17 protein-coding genes and 1 tRNA gene are annotated in these 19,351 nt (G+C 63.1%); 3 read left to right on the top strand and 15 right to left on the bottom strand.

Annotated elements, in window-relative coordinates; all coding sequences use genetic code 11:
- Positions 1 to 66 precede the first annotated feature (66 nt).
- The 8 genes from CGZ66_RS36335 to CGZ66_RS36290 form a co-directional block, all read right to left on the bottom strand.
- Positions 67 to 2,181 (bottom strand): SGNH/GDSL hydrolase family protein, encoded by a 2,115-nt coding sequence (locus tag CGZ66_RS36335; protein ID WP_095091395.1) that lies wholly within the window; start codon positions 2,179 to 2,181, stop codon positions 67 to 69.
- A gap of 1,019 nt (positions 2,182 to 3,200) precedes the next feature.
- Positions 3,201 to 3,674 (bottom strand): hypothetical protein, encoded by a 474-nt coding sequence (locus tag CGZ66_RS36330; RefSeq protein ID WP_206073841.1) that lies wholly within the window; start codon positions 3,672 to 3,674, stop codon positions 3,201 to 3,203.
- A 400-nt stretch (positions 3,675 to 4,074) separates the two neighbouring features.
- Positions 4,075 to 4,674 carry a T6SS immunity protein Tdi1 domain-containing protein gene (locus CGZ66_RS36320; protein WP_095091392.1) on the bottom strand — a complete coding sequence of 200 codons (600 nt, stop codon included), beginning with the start codon at positions 4,672 to 4,674 and terminating at the stop codon, positions 4,075 to 4,077.
- Positions 4,674 to 7,466: a hypothetical protein gene (locus CGZ66_RS40485; RefSeq protein ID WP_206073840.1), complete on the bottom strand. Its 2,793-nt coding sequence runs from the start codon at positions 7,464 to 7,466 to the stop codon at positions 4,674 to 4,676. Before CGZ66_RS40485 ends, CGZ66_RS36320 begins: the two co-directional genes overlap by 1 nt.
- A complete protein-coding gene (locus tag CGZ66_RS36310) occupies positions 7,467 to 7,997 on the bottom strand; it encodes a hypothetical protein (protein WP_095091391.1) in 531 nt (176 codons plus the stop codon).
- 3 nt (positions 7,998 to 8,000) lie between these two features.
- Positions 8,001 to 8,708: a hypothetical protein gene (locus tag CGZ66_RS36305; RefSeq protein WP_095091390.1), complete on the bottom strand. Its 708-nt coding sequence runs from the start codon at positions 8,706 to 8,708 to the stop codon at positions 8,001 to 8,003.
- A 263-nt stretch (positions 8,709 to 8,971) separates the two neighbouring features.
- Complete coding sequence (locus CGZ66_RS36295; protein ID WP_095091389.1) at positions 8,972 to 11,431, bottom strand: phage tail protein; 2,460 nt, start codon at positions 11,429 to 11,431, stop codon at positions 8,972 to 8,974.
- On the bottom strand, positions 11,431 to 12,051 hold the full coding sequence (locus tag CGZ66_RS36290; RefSeq protein WP_095091388.1) for a phage connector family protein: 621 nt from the start codon (positions 12,049 to 12,051) through the stop codon (positions 11,431 to 11,433). The genes CGZ66_RS36295 and CGZ66_RS36290 overlap by 1 nt, the downstream gene beginning before the upstream one ends.
- Before the next feature lie 270 nt (positions 12,052 to 12,321).
- Here CGZ66_RS36290 and CGZ66_RS36285 point away from each other — a divergent pair.
- A tRNA-Cys gene (locus tag CGZ66_RS36285) sits at positions 12,322 to 12,395 on the top strand.
- Between the two features lie 227 nt (positions 12,396 to 12,622).
- Here CGZ66_RS36285 and CGZ66_RS36280 read toward each other — a convergent pair.
- From CGZ66_RS36280 to CGZ66_RS36270, 3 genes are all read right to left on the bottom strand, one after another.
- Positions 12,623 to 13,612, bottom strand: a complete 990-nt coding sequence (locus CGZ66_RS36280) for a Coat protein (protein WP_095091387.1) — start codon at positions 13,610 to 13,612, stop codon at positions 12,623 to 12,625.
- Positions 13,613 to 13,654: 42 nt separating this feature from the next.
- A complete protein-coding gene (locus tag CGZ66_RS36275; RefSeq protein WP_095091386.1) occupies positions 13,655 to 14,566 on the bottom strand; it encodes a hypothetical protein in 912 nt (303 codons plus the stop codon).
- A gap of 123 nt (positions 14,567 to 14,689) precedes the next feature.
- Positions 14,690 to 15,262: a hypothetical protein gene (locus tag CGZ66_RS36270; RefSeq protein WP_095091385.1), complete on the bottom strand. Its 573-nt coding sequence runs from the start codon at positions 15,260 to 15,262 to the stop codon at positions 14,690 to 14,692.
- 313 nt (positions 15,263 to 15,575) lie between these two features.
- Here CGZ66_RS36270 and CGZ66_RS36265 point away from each other — a divergent pair, with 313 nt between their 5' ends.
- Positions 15,576 to 15,896: a YMGG-like glycine zipper-containing protein gene (locus CGZ66_RS36265; protein ID WP_095091384.1), complete on the top strand. Its 321-nt coding sequence runs from the start codon at positions 15,576 to 15,578 to the stop codon at positions 15,894 to 15,896.
- 190 nt (positions 15,897 to 16,086) lie between these two features.
- Here CGZ66_RS36265 and CGZ66_RS36260 read toward each other — a convergent pair whose 3' ends face one another.
- The 3 genes from CGZ66_RS36260 to CGZ66_RS36250 form a co-directional block, all read right to left on the bottom strand.
- On the bottom strand, positions 16,087 to 16,410 hold the full coding sequence (locus CGZ66_RS36260) for a Bbp19 family protein (RefSeq protein ID WP_095091383.1): 324 nt from the start codon (positions 16,408 to 16,410) through the stop codon (positions 16,087 to 16,089).
- Positions 16,407 to 16,904, bottom strand: a complete 498-nt coding sequence (locus CGZ66_RS36255; protein ID WP_245331373.1) for a portal protein — start codon at positions 16,902 to 16,904, stop codon at positions 16,407 to 16,409. The genes CGZ66_RS36260 and CGZ66_RS36255 overlap by 4 nt, the downstream gene beginning before the upstream one ends.
- A gap of 240 nt (positions 16,905 to 17,144) precedes the next feature.
- A complete protein-coding gene (locus CGZ66_RS36250; RefSeq protein WP_095091382.1) occupies positions 17,145 to 17,714 on the bottom strand; it encodes a hypothetical protein in 570 nt (189 codons plus the stop codon).
- Positions 17,715 to 17,853: 139 nt separating this feature from the next.
- Here CGZ66_RS36250 and CGZ66_RS36245 point away from each other — a divergent pair, with 139 nt between their 5' ends.
- The gene (locus CGZ66_RS36245) at positions 17,854 to 18,225 is read left to right on the top strand and encodes a nuclear transport factor 2 family protein (protein ID WP_095091381.1); all 372 of its coding nucleotides are present in this window, start codon (positions 17,854 to 17,856) and stop codon (positions 18,223 to 18,225) included.
- Positions 18,226 to 18,486: 261 nt separating this feature from the next.
- Here CGZ66_RS36245 and CGZ66_RS36240 read toward each other — a convergent pair whose 3' ends face one another.
- A complete protein-coding gene (locus tag CGZ66_RS36240) occupies positions 18,487 to 19,242 on the bottom strand; it encodes a phage terminase large subunit family protein (RefSeq protein WP_095091789.1) in 756 nt (251 codons plus the stop codon).
- Positions 19,243 to 19,351: the final 109 nt, after the last annotated feature.

Genomic DNA, 19,351 nt, shown 5'->3' with positions numbered 1-19,351 from the left:
ACCGCCAAACCGTGATGTCCCTGCCGTACATGGATTAGAATTTCGACGCAAGATCAACGCCGGGCGCTAATGCTCGATGTCGCGAAGGTCGGTGACGATGATGGTTTTGCCTGCGCCGTTCGCGCGCGCCCCCATGAAGCCGCCAAGGTATGGCCCGGTGAGCGCCACGGTGCCAAGGTTGGCACCGCTGACGAAGACTTGAAGGTTAGACGTACCGGCCGCAAGGATAAGCCGCCATTGGCGGGCCACACCGCTAAAATCCACGGCGTTAAGAGCGGTCGTTGCGTATGTGGCGGCGCCTGTCAACTGGTAGACGTTGACGAAGCCGGAGGCATCCAGTCCGACGCCGACTCCCATACGGGCTGTAAGGGGGCCAGCACCACCAGAGGCTACTGTCGTGACGCCGTACAGGATGAATTGAGTGTCCTTCGCCATGTTTGAGTTGAAGGTGATGTCGAGCCCACCCGCTGCAAAATGCGGCGAGATCAGGAGATCGTCTTCAATGAAGGCGCTGTCTGGACCGGCCCCATAGTGCGTAATCGTCTGCAAGGCGCGATCCCTCCAAAGGTCACGGCTTTGCGCACCTCCGACGAATGCCTTCTTGGTTCTCGTCCTTCTCGATCTAACGTAGCTGAGGCCGAGGGAGGCTGTCCCGCCACCGGATGCCATGGTGAGCAGATGGAGCCCAACGGGAACGTCCCGCGCGATGCACACTTCGTGATCATGCACAAAGTCACCGCCAAAAGCGGCTGTCGACAGTTGGTTGATGCCACCGACCGACACTTGATCCCAAGCGACGTCAACACCGTTCTTGCCGCCAGCCCAGATGGGATAGGCGATGCAGATGTCTAACCCCGGCACGTCGACGCGCACCACAACCTTGAGGCTCTTGGCGTGGTCTATGGCGTCCGAGATTAACTGGAAGCCTGTCCGTGTGGCCGGCGCAGGGAGGGGCGCATTCGCTGGATCGATGGTAACGGCTCCCTCGATGGTCGATATAAACTGTTCAGGACCAGCAAGACCAGCATGAGGATGCAAGAAGGGGGTCGCCATCTGTAAGCCAATAGCCCGATAGGTGATTACCGTGGGGTGGCATCCATCCGGCACAAGGTCCGGCACGCGGTAGCGGCCAGTGCGCACCCATGAGTTGATCATGTCGTAAACCTCGATGAGAGGCGCATCGCTAGCCAGTGCCACGTCCCGCATGATCTGAACGTAGTTCTTCAGTCGGTTTGCCTTGTCGGGCGTCCCCAAGGCGGCAATAGCAAACATCGGATTGGGCGTCTGCAGGATCGGAATTTTGCCGTACTTGATGCAAGCATTGACAAATGCCAGCAGGTTTTTCCGATACTGATCCGGTGTGGTCGGAGGTATGTTCTGGCAGTCATTGATGCAGTGATTACAGATGACGATCTCCGCAGTGCTGACGGCCATCTTGGCTTCGAATGTTGAGCCGGAACCATCGGTGCCCTCAAGCATCTGCTGTGAACGGGAACCGCTGACAGCACGATTGGTGACCGTAACGGCAGAGCTAAAATAGTAATCCCGCAGCACGGATTGCAGCTTGTCCGGGGCGGGCTGCGGAGTAATCCCTCCAAGACCGCTGTCAACACCCAGCATAGTGCTGTCCCCAAAGCACTCGATCTGTGTGGACACGCCGTTCCACATGTCAACGGCCTTTGCCGCCAGCGCGGCCTTTGCGCCGCCGTAGGCAAGCAAAATGTTATTGTCCACATAGGCTTTGACGCTTTGCTGTGTGGGCACTTTTTGATCGCTGTTTGAGTGCATGTCATCTTCATCGACGATGTCAGATTTCAGCACCGGATCGGCATCCCCCGTAATGCTGAGGCTGGTAGTGCCGATGACTGGGTCGAGAGTGTTAAACTGGTACGTTTTCGCGCCGTTCCCCGACCCCAGTTGCACGTAGACAGTGGTCCCCTTCTGCATAGTCCGCGACGTGCGCGCGTCAGCTGCGCGGTACCATACGCCTTCGCTGGCTGTGTAAATGCCATTGGTTGATTGGTCCGATTGGTTCGTCACCAGCACCCGGTCGCCGACCTCGGTCAGCACGCCGTCGATGGTCTTCAGACCCGACAAGATGATGTTGCCCGTGGTTGCCACGCGCACGGGTTCGCGTTCGCCGGTCAACAGGCGAACGGCGGCAGTTGCAGGTCGGGCCATAGGGCTTGCTCCATGAAAAAAGCCCCGCGAAAGCGAGGCTGTGAACGTTGCGGATTGTGTGGCGGTCTAGATGCGGCCTGGCCCTGCTTTGAAATAGCCTGGCCCGGACTTACCGTGACAGTGCACTCAAGTCCGTTCGGCCGTCATTGTGTGCAGGTTAACCGGGAAGGCGAGGCAGCCGCCGAAAAGAAAATCGTCGGGCGCCGATGCAATTAGCATGAGCTTTATTAGTTCCAGAAAATTTTAACGAATCGTTGACCGCGCTGTCCCAGAATAGGACGGCGCGGTCAACCCCAACCGGACTGCGCCGGCGGCTCCGGCACACAGCGCCCCCCGCACTGTCGGAGCCGCTACTTACACTCCCTAATATACCAGCGATGGTTGAATCAACTGTTACCGCACGTGCTTTCCACGGCCCTTTCCCGATCGTTAAACTTTGATGGAACGCCGGGATTGGCTTGCCACAGCGGTCCCAGAGCCCTTCAACCGGACGCAAGAGGAATTACGGGTGACACCGCGCCCTGCGCAGGGCTGTCGGCCGGCCGGTAGGCGGCGAGGCATGCCTGGATCGGATTGCCGGGCAAACCGGAAAAGCCGCGAAATCCGGAAAACGAGTCAGGTGGCGAAAAGGAAACCGTGCACAGTCACCGTATTGGCCGGTGCCGAAACAAGTTCCGCCGGACGCGTAACGCGATTGCCTTGGCCGGCAGTGAAGTCAAAAGCCAAGTGTGAACCACGGACTGGCGTCGCGACAGCGACACCGGTCGCGGTCAACAATAGCCGCACAAAGTATAGCCATTCTCATCGGAAATCGGTGCACTTCCATGTTCGTCTGGCTGCCACTGCGTGCAGGTTGAACGTAGAGGGAGCGAGGAAGGCGGCGAAAAGTGGTGCAGTATCACCTGCAATTCTGCGCAATTGCCGGCTCAGCCCATCCCGCGATGTTCGCACGACTGTCTCTGTCTCTGTCGCTTGCGCGAGGCCGGACCCTGACGCACCTGCCGACGAGCCACCACACATCACTCTTGAAGCAGCGGCAGAACCTTTTCGTCCAGGAATTTGAGACGCCTACCCAACATTTCCGCGTTGGCGGGATTCGCCGGAACATTGACAGGAATCAGCTTCGCAATGGACTTCCCCTTCCGAGCGGCTTCAACCCATTCTTCCATGGCGCCAATGTATCCATCCAGCGCCTCATACGAAGTTCTGACGTCGTCGCCTGGCATGTAAGCTGGAGGCACATCACCCACGATCACCCATATCCATGCGGGTACATCTGACCTTCCAGGCAAAATCTCGAAGAGAAAAATGTATACTATGCCCTCGGCACCATATCCAAAATACTCCGTCTTGATATTCTTCCCCCACTCAAAAAATTTAATGTATTCACGGGCCTCGCCAAGGGCAGCGTCAAAATTATCGTCCGCGTCCGGATCGTCCGCCGCAAGCGGCAAACGACTGACCTTGCCGAGATCTGGGGCGATCGCATTCATACTCCGTCTCCACCAATCAAGTTCTTCTTGCGCCATCGCCTCTCAGCCCAGCGCGCAAAATCTCCAGCATCTTGATGATGCCTAATATGGTCGTCCCGGAAACGAGGCTTCACATTCAATACGTGATCTCCCCCACCCTCGGCCAGCGGAACCTCATGGGAAACGTCCATAAGACGAAACTAACTCAGCTCCGATTCTTTCGGCTCATCAGGCATCTTGGCACGCTTCCACGGCGAGGTTTTTGTATCGCGCCAAGCATGCCCCGACGGCAAATCCGCCAACTGTGCAACAGTTTGATCAAGCTCTACCACCTCGATTAAGGCCACTAAAATTAGGTCATCTTGATCAATCTCAGCCTAGGTCTAGTCATGTGAAAGTCGTCTCAGTTAATTTCTGAGATTTATCGAACCCCCGGAGGCCGTCCCTTAATCTTGGCTATGACCTGGCCTATAATGTGCCAGTAAACCTCGAGATCCGACAACTCCTGGTTTGAGATGTCGTCCTCTCCTCCGAGGAAAAGCGGCTTTTTATACCCAATGCATTGGTCGTAGGCTGGCTGCGCCCCGCCTGCCGCCAGCCATTCTTCATACAGACTGGCTGCCAGTGCGGCATCCGCGTTTTCGATGATCAGGCCGTCATGGAAGGTTTCGATATTGGCAGGGATCTCAAGTGCCTCGCCTGTACCCGGCTCAAACAGGAGCACGCCAGGCTGTCCTTCCTCAAGCCTCTGAGTGTCAACTGCAAACGCGGAGCCTTGCCACTCGTAGCCGAAGCAAGTGATCCGCCCATTGGCTTCCGGGAACCCAAGACTAATTCTTGCGTTCCAGGCTGGCATATCCTGTGCCCGGATGATCCGATACAGACCCCGCTTGAAAGAAGCTCCCCCGAAATTGGCCAGCAGTTCATTCAGGCCGGGGATTCCGCTATCCACAACAGGTCCGCCGGCTTCCGCCGCAACCCTGCTGTCGATGAGGAAATTTTGTCGGAATGCTTCGAACACTATCGTTCTCCTATTGTGACCTTATTTATGACAGTTCCCACAGGTAAGTTTTTGATTAAATCGTGAATTTGTTTTCCCAAACTTCGATTAACACTTGAATCCAGTATGGCGAAGTTGGACAGCTGGTGAAGGCCACCTAATTGTAAGTCAATTATGTGATCGATATCGTTGCCGAACGGAATTAGAAACCCCGCCCTCTTGAAAATTTTTCGGGCGGATGTCCCTACGCGAACTGCACGGCTAACCACCGTAACGGCCTCCGTCAACATCTTCACCTTGAGATCTGCGGCCGCCCGCTGCGCGGCGTTCCAATGAGGCATGTAGGTTAAGCCCAGGTCTTGGCCGACAGGGGCCTTATTGGTTGGAGCGTGACCCCCAACTGGAGAGCTTGGACCAGCCCCAGAGATCGTAGAATCTGAAGCAATTTCTGCTGTTGCTGGCTCAGCAGATCGCCGGAAAGACGTCGCGCGTCTCCTTGACCAGTCTGCCGCCAGGCGATAGGCAGCGCCAAGGCCTTCCCCAAGAACATTGCTGCCAGCACTCGAAAATGCGCCGGAAGCTGCTCCGCTGCTGATGGGTTGGTCGCGACCAGTGGCCTCTACCGTGCCGTACACGGCACCCTCAACGCCTAGAAGGCCAGTGCGAGCGAGAAATCCGGGCAGGCCTTCCATAGCGGCGGTGCCAAACCGGCCAACGAGAGTTATTCCCGCTTGGCCGAGGGCCCTGCCGCTGAGATAGCCGCCAAGGATCTCTGCCGCAGTACCCGCATACCCGGCTCGATCCTGTGCATCTTGTGTTCCAGCACGTTGAGCAACGAGTTGTTCCTCGTAATTGCTGCCCGAGATCAGCGAATTCATGAGGGCGGCAAATTTGTCCGCGTAGCCAAATGTGGCGCCATCCGCCATCAGCCGCACCGTGTCATTGAGAGCAACGAGCGGCTTCAGGGGCGTAGGCAAGGCGTCGAAGGCCGCCAGATTTCGATTCACGCGCTCCTCTGCAGACACGGGAACTGAATTGTTGGCGATGGCCCGGGCGATCCGCGCCTGGTTCTCGTTGGCCAGTTGCAGCGCCATGGCTGCTTGAACACCCGGATCTGATGTGCCCGCGAACAGATCACGCAGGATTGCATCCCGCTCGCGTTGCGGCACGTTCTCATCGTTCAAGGTGTCGACGAGATTCTTGACGATCGACTGCGGCAAGGGCTGGATGTTTTTGATGCCAAGCTGCAACTGCACGGCGACAGAACGGGCAATCGCCTTCTGGTAGCCAGCCGGATCGTAGCTGTCCTCGCTCGATACCGCTTTCCAGTAGACGTCCGCTGTCGGGTCGATCTTGCGAGCGAAATCAGCGGGAGCGGCGGCACGTGCCTGCAAAACCCGCTTGGCAGCCGACACTGTTATCTCAAACTGCGCTTGATCCTGTTCCGGCGTCGCACTGTCTGGCTTGCGTGTAGCCGCGAGAACCGCCGCATCGATGGCGTCTTTGGGCATTCTGAGCATGTCGAATGCCTGAAGACCGACCTTGAACGTCCGTTGGAGATCCAGAGACTGTTTGCCGCCCTCATCGACGCCATAGACTGCGGCAAAGTCTCCATCGTCCGGCTTTTTTCCGGAGTAGTTGCCGGTGTACATGAGGTCGTCGGGTGCGTTCTGGTAGGCGAGTTCGACATTGGTGCGCGCATCGAAGAGCTGCGCTGCAATGGTCGCTTGCGCCCGCTGACCGAGATCCTGCAGGTCTCCTGGTCGCAAGTCTGCAATCCACGGAGCCTCGGCCCAAATGACCTTTCCATCGGGCTGTGCCGAATTGTGGTTCTGGAAAGCTTGAGCCACTCTCTCATCGGGCGTCGCCTTGCCGGCGCGGTCGCCTTTCTCGGATGGTGCCTTGGAGCCATTCAAGCGCTGACCGACGTTGTCTGTTGTAGCGGCGGGAGCCTGTTGGACCGGAGCGCCCTGCCGATCGCTCGGAAGGCCCCCAACAGGGGTAGAGCTTGACGTACCGGCGCTCTGAACGGCCGTCGTCACAGCACTTGCGACGTTCCCCTGCTGCTCGCCAACGGCCCCGGCGCTGCCGTTCTTGGTCCGGCTTCCGGTCTGCGCCGTGCCAAGCATCTCGGCGGCGCGCTTCGGGTCTTGGGCGATCATCGCCTGGACCAGCGCCTTGGCCGTGTTGCCGCGCCAGGTGGCCTCCGCCGCCTGCCTGATGAGCGGGTTGCCGATCTTGGCGATCAGGTCGAAGCCGCTCTGCCGGATCGCTTCGAAACTTCCGATGTCGTTCGGATTGCCTTTTGCGATCGCGCTGGTCGAGATGTTGCCGACCTCGGTCAACTCGGCCAGCTCATAATCATCACGCCGCGCTTGCTGCCTTGCGGCCATGCGCAGCGAGCCGGGCGCGCGCGTCGCCTCCTTCTGGCTGGCGAAAGCGGCGCGCTGGCTCTCGGGCATGGTCTGCAAGGCATCGTCGAACATCGTGTCGAACAGGCCAATTTTGACCACGCGGCCGGTGCGCGGATCGACCTGGCCGTACATGGCGTCATGCAGGCCACTGCCGTCGGCCGGGGCATTGGCCGTCACCTCGTCTTCCGCCTGCGCGATGCGGCCGTTGAAGCGGCGGCGCGCGATCTCGGCGTCGAACGCGTCCTGCCGCTCCTTCATCTGCCGGTAGCGCTCGGCGACGGCGGAAAGCTCGTCGCCAAAACCCTGCATCGCCCGGCCGACCGGTGAGCCGTTCGGGTATTGCACCGCATTGCCGGTATCGAGCCGGCGCTGGGCTATTTGGAGAGGAATGGTCGCCATTTAGGTATTCCCCGCCCCAGGAGCCCTGAGGGTCGAACCGCCGAGGATCACCGACCGCGCCGGCACCGCGCTCGTTGCCGTGCCTGAGGTCGGGCTCTTCGTCGGGTCGTAGATTTTGGAAAGGCCGCCAGCGAGGGCATTGCCCGCGTTGAAGATCGACGCCGCCACCGCCTGCCTGCCGGAAAAGCGCGAGATGGCCGCCTGCGTGCCGAGATTGTTCTGGCGCAGCTGCGAGCTGTACTGGATCGCCTTGAGGTCGAGCTGGCCCTGCCCTGCGTTGGCCGCCAGCACCTCGGCCGGCGAGCCGGCAATGCCGACACCGGAAGCGCCGGCCTGGGCGCGCGCCTGCGCCTTCAGGAGATCCTGCCTGTGGCGCTCCTGGCCTTGTTCGAAGGCGGCGCTTTGCGCGTCGGCCCGCGCCTGCTGCTCGTAGGCCCTGGCTTGGGCGTCGGCCATCTGCTTCGACTGCCGGCCCTCGGCCAGCGCGCCGCCGACAGAAAGAGCGGTGCCGAGAAGAGCGAGTGTGCACATGGTTCAGCCTCGTTCGCCGAAGGGTTTGGTTGCGGGAAGGAATTTGCTTTTGGCGCCCTCGGGACGCCTGACTTCGGGGGACTTGCCTTCGACGCGCTTGACTGGCGCGCCGAGCGCCGGGCGCGGGTCGAGCGCGCCGCCGGGGCTGAGGAAGGACAGCAAAAGCCGGTCGGCCTGCAGCGCCGGCCGGCCGAGCCGGGCGGGCACGGCGGCACGCGGCCCGGCCATGGCAGTGCGGCGGGTGGTGGTCAGGTTCACCTTCAAATCGGCGACGCCGGCGGCGTCGAACAGGCCGTTGGCGGTGGCGATGGCGCGGGCCAGCGCATCGGCCTCGAACAATTGCTGGCGCAGCTCTTCGACCAGCCGGTGGACGCAGCGCCAGCGCTCGCCGAGCAGGGCTGCCCTCGCCTTGATCGCGTCGCCAAGCGCTGCGATGTCGGCGCGGGCTTCGCTCTGCGCGACCTCCGCGCGGCGCTTGCCGGCGGCGTCGATGGTCTTTTCCAGCAACGCGATTGCCGCGTTGCAGTCGTCGAGAGCGGCACGCGCGGCGGCAAGGTCGCCATCGCCGAACACCGCGCGATCCTCGGCTTGCGCCAGATCGGCCCTGCGGCGACGCGCGTCGTTGAGGTCGGTGTCGAGCAAGGCGATGACGGCAGCGAACTCGGCAGCCGTCCGCGCCCTGCCGAGTTGCTCGGCATGGGGGGATGTCATTGGTTGGGGGTCCTTTTGGGGGAGTGAGGGGGCGATCCGCGAAGCGGAAAGGATCAACGCCGACGGGACAGCACCCCCCTCTGGCCTGCCGGCCATCTCCCCCGCAAGGAGGGAGATTGGCAGTTCAGACGTTGCCGCTGCGCCTACAACGTTGGCGATTGGCGAAGGCAGGGGTGCCGTCTGATCTCCCCCCTTGCGGGGGAGATGGCCGGCAGGCCAGAGGGGGGTGGGCGGGAATGCAACCTTCGGCTTGCGCCTCGCCGCTAAGGCTCCGCGTCGAACACCGGCGTGAAGGCGCGGATGGTGCAGGGGGTCGGGTTGACGTGGCGGATCCTCACCCTTCCCTGCCCTTCCCAGCTGTCGTCGATCGGCACCTCGACATTGCCGGTGAACAGCGTTGCCCCGCCATCCGGCGCGACGATCGAGGGTATGCGCACCGGCTCCCAGCGGCCGCGCATGAGCGATTGCACTTCGAGCCCGGTGGTGTCGGTCTCGAGCAGCGACAGGATTGCTTTCGCCACCTTCTTGCGGCGGCCGATGACCGAGCCGTCACGGCCGCCGACATCGAGCTCCAGCGTGTCGGCGCCCGCCGCATAAGGCAGGCCAAGCTGCCATTTGGCGGATGCGGCCGAGCCGGGCGGCAAGGTCACGGTGCCACCGCTGCTGACGGTGAGGCCGCGATAGACCTTTGCACCGGCCAGCACGTCGACGGACTGGCCGGCGAGATGTAGCGCGCCGCCCACCGTGGTCACCGCCGCGCCGGAATAGGTCAGGCCGCAATCGACCTCGAAGGCGTCCGCCATCGCGCCATATTCGAAGGGCGCGGTCTTGATCTCGATGAAGCGCCTGGTCGCGCCGCCAATGGTGCGCTTGACCACCAGCCAGAGATCGTCGTTGCCGTTCTGGCCGGGCGTCACCACAGCACTTTCGACAATCGCCCGTCCCAATCCGCCGAAGTCGCCGCCCAGGCGATGCCGGTGCATGCCTCGGACTTCCTGGGATGGCTGATGGGTATAACCGCCAAGCTCGCCATTACCGAGCGGGAACCACAGCAGGGGATCCGGGTCGGTCTGGAAGGCCAGTTCGACCACGCCAAGCTTCGGGATATGCTCGGAGATCTGGCCGACATCATCGGAGGTGAAACGGCTCTGCGCAGTCTGCGTCAGCTCGGCGATCGATTTGCGCGAGCGGGTGACATAGAGGAACGACTGGCCGGCATCGACCGGACGGATGCGGGCGCAGCCGAAGGTGCGCGAACGCCGGTTCTTGAACGAGGTCGGCGTCAGCGCCTCGTCGATGCCCGAGCCCGACAGGGCCCGCACGCCGCCCGACGTGCCGATCAGCAGCGCGCCGTCGGATTCGGCGATCCAGACGATGTCGTTGGCCTGGCCTCCGCCGGCCTGCACGAACTCCAGCGCGTCGTCGTCCTTCTCGCCGAGCGCGAAATTGTCGAAATCGCCGGTGGCCGAAGCATAGACCGAAAATTTCCGGCTGAAGGCCAGGCGTTCCTCGTAGAGCGAGCCCGACTGGACGTACTTGCCGGGAACGAAGGTACCGAGCCGCCAGCGGGTGATCGGGCCGAGGTCAGGCAGAGCGAAGCCATAAAGCTGGATGGTGACCACGGTGGTGCTGGCGCGGGCGATGATCTTGGCCCAACGCCAGCGCCCGTCCGAGCCGAACAGGCGGACAGCGCGGCCGACATCGCTGGCCTGGAATCCGGTGCCGCCATTGATGCCGACGGTGGAGGAGGCCGTCAGGTTGAACGGCGTCTGGCTGGCGGCGGCGCGATTGAAGGTCAGTTCGGCGAAGTCGACATCGGTGGCGCCGTCGATCGCCTTCCAGGTGAAGCGATGGTATTCAAATCCGGTCTTGTTGACGAACTCGTAGAAGCGGGTTTCACCGGCGTTCCAGGCGATCTCGCTGGTTCGGGTGTCGAGCGCCACCCATGTCGTGCCATTGTTCGACCCTTCGAGCACCCAGTTCGTCGGCGTCCTGTCCTGGGTGCCGCCCGAGCGTGCGGTCAGCGTGTAGTTTTCGACGATGACCTGCGCGCCGCCGGCCGTCCGGTAGGTGACGGAACCGGTATCACCGACAGTGCCGACGTGGCTGACGCTGTCCTTGTCGAACACTTTCCACGCGTCCACGGACCCGCCAAAGCCCGACACCGTGCCGCTTGGCGCGACGTTGGATGTCATCGGCGGCGTCAGCGAACCGTAGTCGGACGGGACCAGCGCCGTCGCCGTGGCATTGATCGGGTCATAGGGACCGTCGAGGAACTGGTAGTCGCTCAGGGCCCATGCGGTCTGCGCGGTGCGCGTCAGCACCTTGGTCGGATAGGTCTCATGGGTGATCCACATCTGGTCCGCGGATTGCACGAACTGTAGGTTGAACAGGTCGGCCTCGAGATACGGCGTCACCACCTCGACCGTGCCGACGCGGGCGCCATAGGCGTACACGCGGATGTAGAGGTCGCCGAATTCGAGCGCGTAGGCCTGGTTGGCCGAAAAGATGAAGGGGATCAGCCGCGTCTTCTTCGCCGAAATCTTCACCTCGCCGGCAAAGTAGGTGCCGCCACGCTTGCGGATGCCGCCATGCGGCAGCGTGACGAAGTTCTCGCATTTGGCCAGTGCCGCTCGATAGAAATCGAGCGAGGCGCGTGCGTGCAGGCGCGGCGAGATCTCACCGCGGGTGAAGACGTCCTGGATCGGATAGAGCGTCGTCATCAGCGCATAGTCCTGCTGTCGCCGGGCGCAAACCGGTTGTCGCCGCGCTGGTAAGCCCAGGACGCGGTGTAGGACCGGCCGCCGCGCTGGATGGCGCTGGCGTTGAGCGCTGCGTCAAGCGCCCGGTCATAGGCCGAGCGGGCAATGTCGATCATGCCCGACTTGTGAGTCAGCGGATGCGCGACCTTGATGGCGAGTGCCGCCACCAGCACTTCGGTGAACAGCGCGTCCCAGTCGTTCGGATCGGTGAGGTTGGCGACATAGCGGATCGCCAGCGGCCCGGGCTGGTCGCTGTAGATGAGGTCAGCCTCCTGCCGCCACGAGATTGGCACGCCATCCGGTTCGCCATTGCGGGTCGGCGGCAGCGGCCGCAGGCAGTCGGCCGGCAACTCGTAGGCGAAGTTCAGGCTGCACGCGTCGCCGCCGGTGTCCGAGCCCGCGACCGTGGCGCGCAGGATCGCGAACAACCAGGCGTATTTGGTCAGCTCCGCCTCCCGCGTCAGGTCGAAATGCAGGTTGATGAGGCGCGCAGCCTTGACGTCCTGGTCGAGACTGTCGATCGGCGCCTCGTCGAGCACGGCCAGCGCCATATTGGCGATATCGAGCGGGGTGATGGCCATGGGTCAGGCCTCCGTGAACGGGGTTGATGGGGATATCTTCGGGAATGAAAAAAGCCGCTGCGAAGCGGCTTGGGGATTGGATGGCGATAATCAGAGATCGCGCTCCACGGCGCCCCCCTCTGGCCTGCCGGCCATCTCCCCCTCAAGTGGGGAGATTGGCAGTTTCAAAGCCGGGCCTCTTCTTCAACGTTTGAGATTGGCGAAAGCCGACGCGACATCCGATCTCCCCCTCGTTGACGGGATACAATGCATTGCCTAAAGACGCAGGATGGTCTGAGGGCGGGACGGTGACGCATCGGTCTGCAAAACCGACGTAGTGGGTTCAATTCCCACTCAGACCTCCATCATCACCGCGGAGCAAGCTTGAGCGGCGGATGGGCCAGTTCCGCCTTCTGATCTGGCTAGGGCTTCGGCCGCTCCAGCGCATCAACGAGGCATTGCCCGCGTTTCAGCGGCCCGATCCTCTGCCGGCACGGGTGGCGGCTGGTTTGTCGCGCCGCAGGTCATCCGGGGCGGGGCTGGCGTCGAGTTTCGGAAAGGGAGCGGGAGCCTTCGCCCCCGCCCTGCTTGATCAGGCCTCGGTCGTCTTCAGCGCGATGAAAGTCATCGCCTTGACGCTCGACGCGGTGCGGTCCCAGTTGGCCGCCAGCGCCAGTTCCGCATCGGTGGCGAATTCGCCGGCCGAGGCGGCGTCGAGGAAGCGGGTGCCGGGAACATGCGGCACGAAGTGCCTTCGGCCGACCATTTCGGTGACGCCGCCGCCATGGCCCTGGCGTGGCTTGCGGTCGAACTCCAGCGGCCCGCCTTCGGTGTTCACCGGCAGCTCGTTCCACAGGATCGCCTTGTCCTTGAACATGAACGCCGTGTAGACGCCCGCCACTACGGGAATGTCGTCGTCGACGACGGCGCGCAGCCCCATGTAATAGGGGATCAGCGGCCCGCCCTGCTGCGAAGACGGCACATAGTCGATGAGGTCGGCGAGCTTCAGCGCCTTCATCTGCTTGGAGTGCATCCAGATCGTCTTGAACTTGTCGGCGCGGTCGCCCATCAGATAGGCGGCCTCGATGATGTCGGTGTCGACAATGGAGGCGCCGGTGGTGCGCACCAGGTCGCTGCCGTCATTGGCGATGTTGTCGGCGACGACGCCTTTCAGGATGCCGAGCAAGGTCAGCTTGTTGGCGCGCTGCCAGTACTCGGTCTGCCGCTTGACGATCAGCTTCTGCGGATCGTCACCCGCCAGGATCGAGGTCAGGTCCGGAACGCCCCACGCCTGGGCACGGACATCGCGGGCGGCGACCTCGCGACGCGAGCCGATCTTCTTCATCTCGATCGAATCGGCCGGATCGTCATTGACCGGCTCGGACGGATCGTTGCCGAGATCCTTCCAGCCGGGCATGTCGACCGAGCGGCCACCCATAGACAGTTTCGAGGCGATGGCCGGGTCGGAAAACAGGATCCCGGCCTGGTAGATTTCGAGCGATTGGACATGTTCCTCGAACGCATATTGCGCATAGACGGACGGAACGATCGCGTCCGCAATACGGGTGTAGGCATCTGCCATTTTTCTCTTCCTTTTGCGTTGGTTAGCGGTGATCTCTCAAAGTCAGCGAGGATTATTCGGCATCCACCGATCCGGGTTCTCACCGGCTTCGCGGGCCAGCCTCCGGGCACGGGCGGGGTCGCTTTTGACGAGGGCTGAAATCGCCGAAATGTTGCGTTCGCCGGCGGCGTTGCGCTTGAACGGATTGGCTCCGCTGAAAGCAGCACCGCCGTCGATCGTGTCTTCCGTGAACATCGCCTCGCCGATGGCGTGGAACGCCTTGGCGATCTGCGGATCGGTCAGCGCCCCGTCAGGCAGAAGGATGCCCTTCGCTTTGTAGGCGTCGACCAGGCCGAGCTTCTTCATGGCCCGGTTGGCGACCTCGAGCTTGCGGCGAAAGCCGTCGCTGTCGGTCGGCCCCCAGTCCCTGACAAGGTCGTCATGGGTGGCCTCGACCGAGCGGGCGAGCGCGATCTCCTGTGCTTTTGCCTGCTCGGCCATGTAGCCGACGAACTTGTCGTGATAGGCCTGCGCGGTCTTCGGCGAGGCACCGGCTTCGACCGCCCAGGCCTTGGACGCCTGGGCGAGTTCGTCCGAATAGGCGAAGTTTTCCGGCAACCCATCCGGGCGTCGGTACTCGACCTTCTCGGACGAGGTGACCGGACGCATCGCCTCCGGCAGCCGGGCATGAAACCGGTCCCAGTCTTCCCGGGATGCGTCAGGCTGGGGAACGCGCAGGCTCTCACCCTGCTGCCGCTCCAGCTCCGCATAGGATGTGAAAACCCGATCGAGGCTTTCAGGCTTGGTCCAGCCCTTGGTTTCAGCGAGCTTGCGGTTGCCTTCGGAAAGACCGTCAAACCAACTTTGGACGACAGGCGCGGCGGACCCGTTGTCCGCACCAGCCGGTGACCGTGCCGGGTTGCCCGCCGGCTGCGCACGCGCCGCCACGGACCCGGCGTCTGCCAGATCTGTCATGTGAGATTTCCTTTGGTGAGAGGTTAGAATAGAGCCGGCGGCAAAGCTGCCAATCTCCCTCCACGAGAGGGGAGATCGGCCGTCATCGCCGCTTGCGTCAATCGCCTATGTTTGTGGGCGCGCCTAGATATTATCCCCCCAGTTCTCCCACAGCACCGTGATCGTCCCGGTCACCGCGATCGTCCCGTCGGCATCGATATCAGTGCCGGTGGGCAAGGCCAGGTTGAGATAGAGATCGACCGGCGTGGTGGTGCCATCCAGAGTCGCGGCGGCGGCGATGTCGGCGGTCGAGGCGGTGGAGAGTGCCGCACCGGCGCCGTCGAGCGTGCGAGCGGTGGCGGCGAGCACGTTGACCATGGTCGAGGCCAGCGTCGCGCTCGATGCCGCCGACGAGCCGACCGACCAGGTGAGTGCCGCATTGTCATTGATGGTCGCCGCGCGGGGGCTGAGTACGGCGAACTGCAATCTTGCCGTGCCGCCCTTGATGCGCACCTTGCCGTCGGTGAAGTCGAAGATCTTCTGGCTGGCATAGGCCAGCGCGTCTGTGACCGGCACCGGCATGGCACTGAACGAAAAGACGGTGCGGAAGGCGCCGCCCTGCCCTGATGTGATGGTCTTTAGGCCGGCTTTCGGCGGGGCAAGGCCGGCCTCACGGGCGGCGGCGCGGACAAGTGTGCGGGGAAGACCTCGGGTCATTGGTATGTCTCCATTGTTTCAGTGAGGAGTGGTGCGCGCAGCGCATGGGAAGCCAATTGCTTGGCTTTCCAAACGACGAACGCCCGGAGCGATAGCGAAGGGCCGGGCGCAACCAGGCCGAACCGGCAAAGGCTGAATCATTCTGACAAGGATCGGCGCTACCGCCTTGTTCGCATGAGGTGTTTTCGGGCCTCGGTCCATCAACGCCCGAGAAACCCTGTCTTATATCGTGAGGCCTGGTGCCCCCGTTCCGCCGCAATGCGGCGGCACGTGGCGAGCGATAGGGATTTCAGGCATTCAAGGGAGACTTCATATGAACTTTCACAAAGCCATCGCCGCCGTGCTGATGACTGCAGCACTTGCAGGCTGCGCACAGACCGAAGGCCAGCAGAGAGCCGGAACCGGCGCGCTGATCGGCGGCGCCGGCGGCGCTCTCGTCGGCCAGGCCATTGGCGGCAACACCAAGAGCACGGTCATTGGCGCGGCCAGCGGCGCCCTGCTCGGCGCGGTCGTCGGCTCAGCCACCACCCCGCAACCGCAACGCCGCGGCGAACAGATGTGCCGCTACCAGGACCGCGACGGCCGCATCTACACCGCGCCCTGCGACGACCGGTATTATAACGGCGATTATTGAGGCACTGGCGCCGGTGACGGCCAGTCTCCCCCACACGGGGGGAGATTGGCAGCTTCGACGCCTCGCTCACTCCGCAACGTTGGCGATTGGCGAAAGCGGCGCGCTGAGGGCTAATCTCCCCCGGTGCGGGGAGATGGCCGGCCGCCCAGAGGGGAGCGCCGTAGAGCGCCAAACTCAGCAGAACCGCCACCTACCCCTCCTCAGCCTTCGCCGCCTTCTCCAGCGCCAGCAGTTGCGCCTCGTCCAGCGTCAGAAATCCCATGATGTGCTGCACCACTTCGGCGCGCGCGTTGCTGAGCGCGCTGTGCAGCTCGAAGCCGTTGGGCGTACGGGTCCGTGCCATCCACTCGCCATAGGACGGGCGCCTGTAGTAGCCGACCGTCGCCGCAAGGTCGGCCAGCACCATCTCGCCGTCGGCGCCGGAAAACACCCGGAGATACGCCTTGGCCAGCGCCTCACGGGCCTTGGTTGGGCCGCCGGCCTGCGCGGAATGGGCAAAGCGTTTGTGGCTCATGCGCCGCCACCCGCCGAACCACTCGCCCCTCCCGGATCCCCCGGCCCGGCCTGGCCCTGCAGCATGCCTTGCAATCCGTCGAGCAGGCCGCTGTCGCGCGCCTGCACGGCCGCCGGTACGGCATCCTTGGCCGCCTTCCCTGCGCTGGCGATCGCCGCCATGTCGGCCTGGGCCTGGCTTGCCTTGGCGCGGGCATCGCGCAGGTTGTCGACCTCTTGCCTGCGGCGGAAAATACGCTGCGGGCTGCGGCCGGCGCCCTGCACGATCTTGATTGCCTCGTCGCTGTCGATGTTGTCCATCACGCCGGGATCGAACTGCGCCATCTGCATGGCCGTCGTCACCACCTGGATGGTGTCGCGCGCCTCGGCCGAGCGGCGCAGCACGTCGAGCGGGCCGGTGAAGGTCGGCCGCACCGCCTTGCCGGCCAGGCTCGCCGGCGGAATGACCGACTTTCGTTGAGAGTGAGATATGGGAAGGTTGGCGATCCTTCCCACCCCCCTCTGCCCTGCCGGGCATCTCCCCCGCAAGGGGGGAGATCAGCTGACCCTCACCCCCGCCTTCCCATCAACCGAGCATGCCGGCGCCAAAACCACCACGCCAGCACGCGCTTCCTGAAACTGCGCTTCATCGCGGTCATCGTCTAAAGCCCCAGAAGCACGCGGCGCTGGCCGGTGAGGCTTGCCGGCGCGAGGTCGGTCTTGATGGTGCTCAGCGTTCCCTGGCGCTGTTCGAGCTCAGCCCGAAGCGCCGCCTCGCGCGCCTGCACATCCTTGTCCTCGGCCGTCGGCGTCGGCGGCAGCGGTTTCAGTTCCGGTGGTTTTTGAAACAGGCACATGGTTCCAGCCTTCTCTTGTCCAGTCATAGAGGAAAAAATCTTCGCCGTTCCTGCCGTAGCCCGGCAACAGGCAGCGTTGCGTGGCGCCGAGCCGGCCAAGCCAGCGCAACGCCAGTCCATTGGCAGCCAGCGCCCGCGCCTCGACCCGCCAGGCGCCCCGCGCCGCGACTTGAGGCCCGAGCACGGTGTGAAAAAACACGGTGATCCCAGGCACGCAGCGCTTCATGCGGCGCGTGCCCCAGCTCCAGGCGATCCACAGCCCGCCGCGCTGTTCGGCGGCGCCAAAGCCGGCCTCCGGATTGCCGTCGAGCTCGGCGACATAGGCGAACCCCTGCAACGCCGTCAGCGCCAGCAATGCCGGCGACCACTGGTCAATCTGGCAGTCGATCTCGGCGCGGTCTTCCGCGCGCAGGTTGGCGGCGATGTAGGAGAGATCGCGCAGCGTGGCGGGGATGATGCGGAGGGTCATGGGCAGGCCAGAGCGATGGGGTGCGCTTCCCGCTTTCGGGCGGAGTCTCGAAGGCCCGCGCACTTGACCGGCCCCGTCGCCAGTGACCTACTTCGGGCATCGAACACGCAGGCTGCCGACGACTGGAGGAGACGGGCGAATGGACATTCGATCGACGCTGACGGAGCTATGCGACGCCTTCAACGCGCACGATCTCGATCGCATCATGGCATTCTTTGCCGACGATTGCGTCCTGGAGATGCCGAGAGGGAGCATGCCTTGGGGCACGCGTTGCGAGGGCAAACGCAACGTTCGAGACGCGCTGGCGACACGCTTCGAAGGCTTGCCCGATGTCCACTACGGCAACGGCCAACATTTTGCGGATGCGGCCGCCGATACCGGCATCTCGAAATGGACCCTCACAGGCACCACCCGCGAGGGTGTGAGAAAGGAAGTCCAAGGCTGCGACTTCTACACGTTTCGCGATGGCAAGGTGATCCGCAAGGATTCTTACTGGAAGATCGTGGAGTGACCCACGAGATCAATTCGAGACATCGCAGCTATTCGAAGCGGCGGGAATGATACGGATGGCATAGCGGCCGAAGCCTCGCCACTTCGTCATCCCAGGGCGAAGCAGGAGCGAAGCGACGTCGCGGAGACCCTGGGATCCATGCCGTGACCTCGGCCGACGCATGCAGCGGCGCAGAATTTCTGTGCCGTCGCGACGCTTGGAAGTCGCGGCATGGATCCTCGGGTCAAGCCCGAGGATGACGAAGCACGTGGCACTTCGCCCTCACCTAAATTCCCCCAGCGGATCGCTCTGCCTCGCCTGTCGCCGCGAGCTCCTGAACTCCGCCGGATCGACCACCGCTTCGCGCAGCATCATCACGCCATAACGGGTCGCCGCCATCAGATCGTCGCGCAGTTTTACAACCTGGCCGTCCCTGCGATGATAAAGCCGAAATTCCTCGAACCAGGGCGCAAGCGTCGAAAACACCTTGAAGCGGCCGGATTGCATGCGGTCGAGCATCTCCATCAGCCCGGCCTCGACCGAGACGGAACCGTCGGGGAATTGCGCGTGGCGGGTCAGCATGTTCAGCCCGTGCGCGGAATATTGCCGGGCAAGCGCCACGCCCGCTCCTTCCAGCGTTTCGCGGTGGCCATCGCGCGGCCACGCCCAGGGCAGCCATTCGCCCCATGGTTTCAGGGTCAGCGTCTGCATCGCGGGAGTCTGCTGCGAAGCGCGGCAGGCTTTCGCGACATAGACGACGTCGGCCTCGGTATCCCAGGCAAGCTGGACCGCGGCCGACGGATGGTCCCAGCCGAAATCCAGCGCCCCGATGCGCGGCCAGTAGCGCGGCAGCCGGAACGGCGCGCAGGCGATCAATTCCTCGGCGACCGGAAAGATGCGCCCGGAGCCCAGCACCGGAATGCCGCGAGCGCGCGCCTCCCGCTCATGCGTCGGATAGGCGGCAACGATCGCCGCGCGCTCCTGGGGTGAATAATGCTCGGCATCGTCCATGGTCATGAAGGTGACGTGGCGGGTCATGGCGAACTCCTGAATCACCTTGCGAGACGAAGGGGGTATCGTTTTGTTAAGGCGCGATCTTTTCTAGTCACCGTCGCCCCGCCCCTCATCGCCCTGCCGGGCACTTCTC

Origin of the sequence: Mesorhizobium sophorae, from assembly GCF_002270415.1 — a bacterium.
Classification (GTDB): domain Bacteria; phylum Pseudomonadota; class Alphaproteobacteria; order Rhizobiales; family Rhizobiaceae; genus Mesorhizobium; species Mesorhizobium sophorae.
This window is presented reverse-complemented; position numbering and strand designations above follow the sequence as displayed.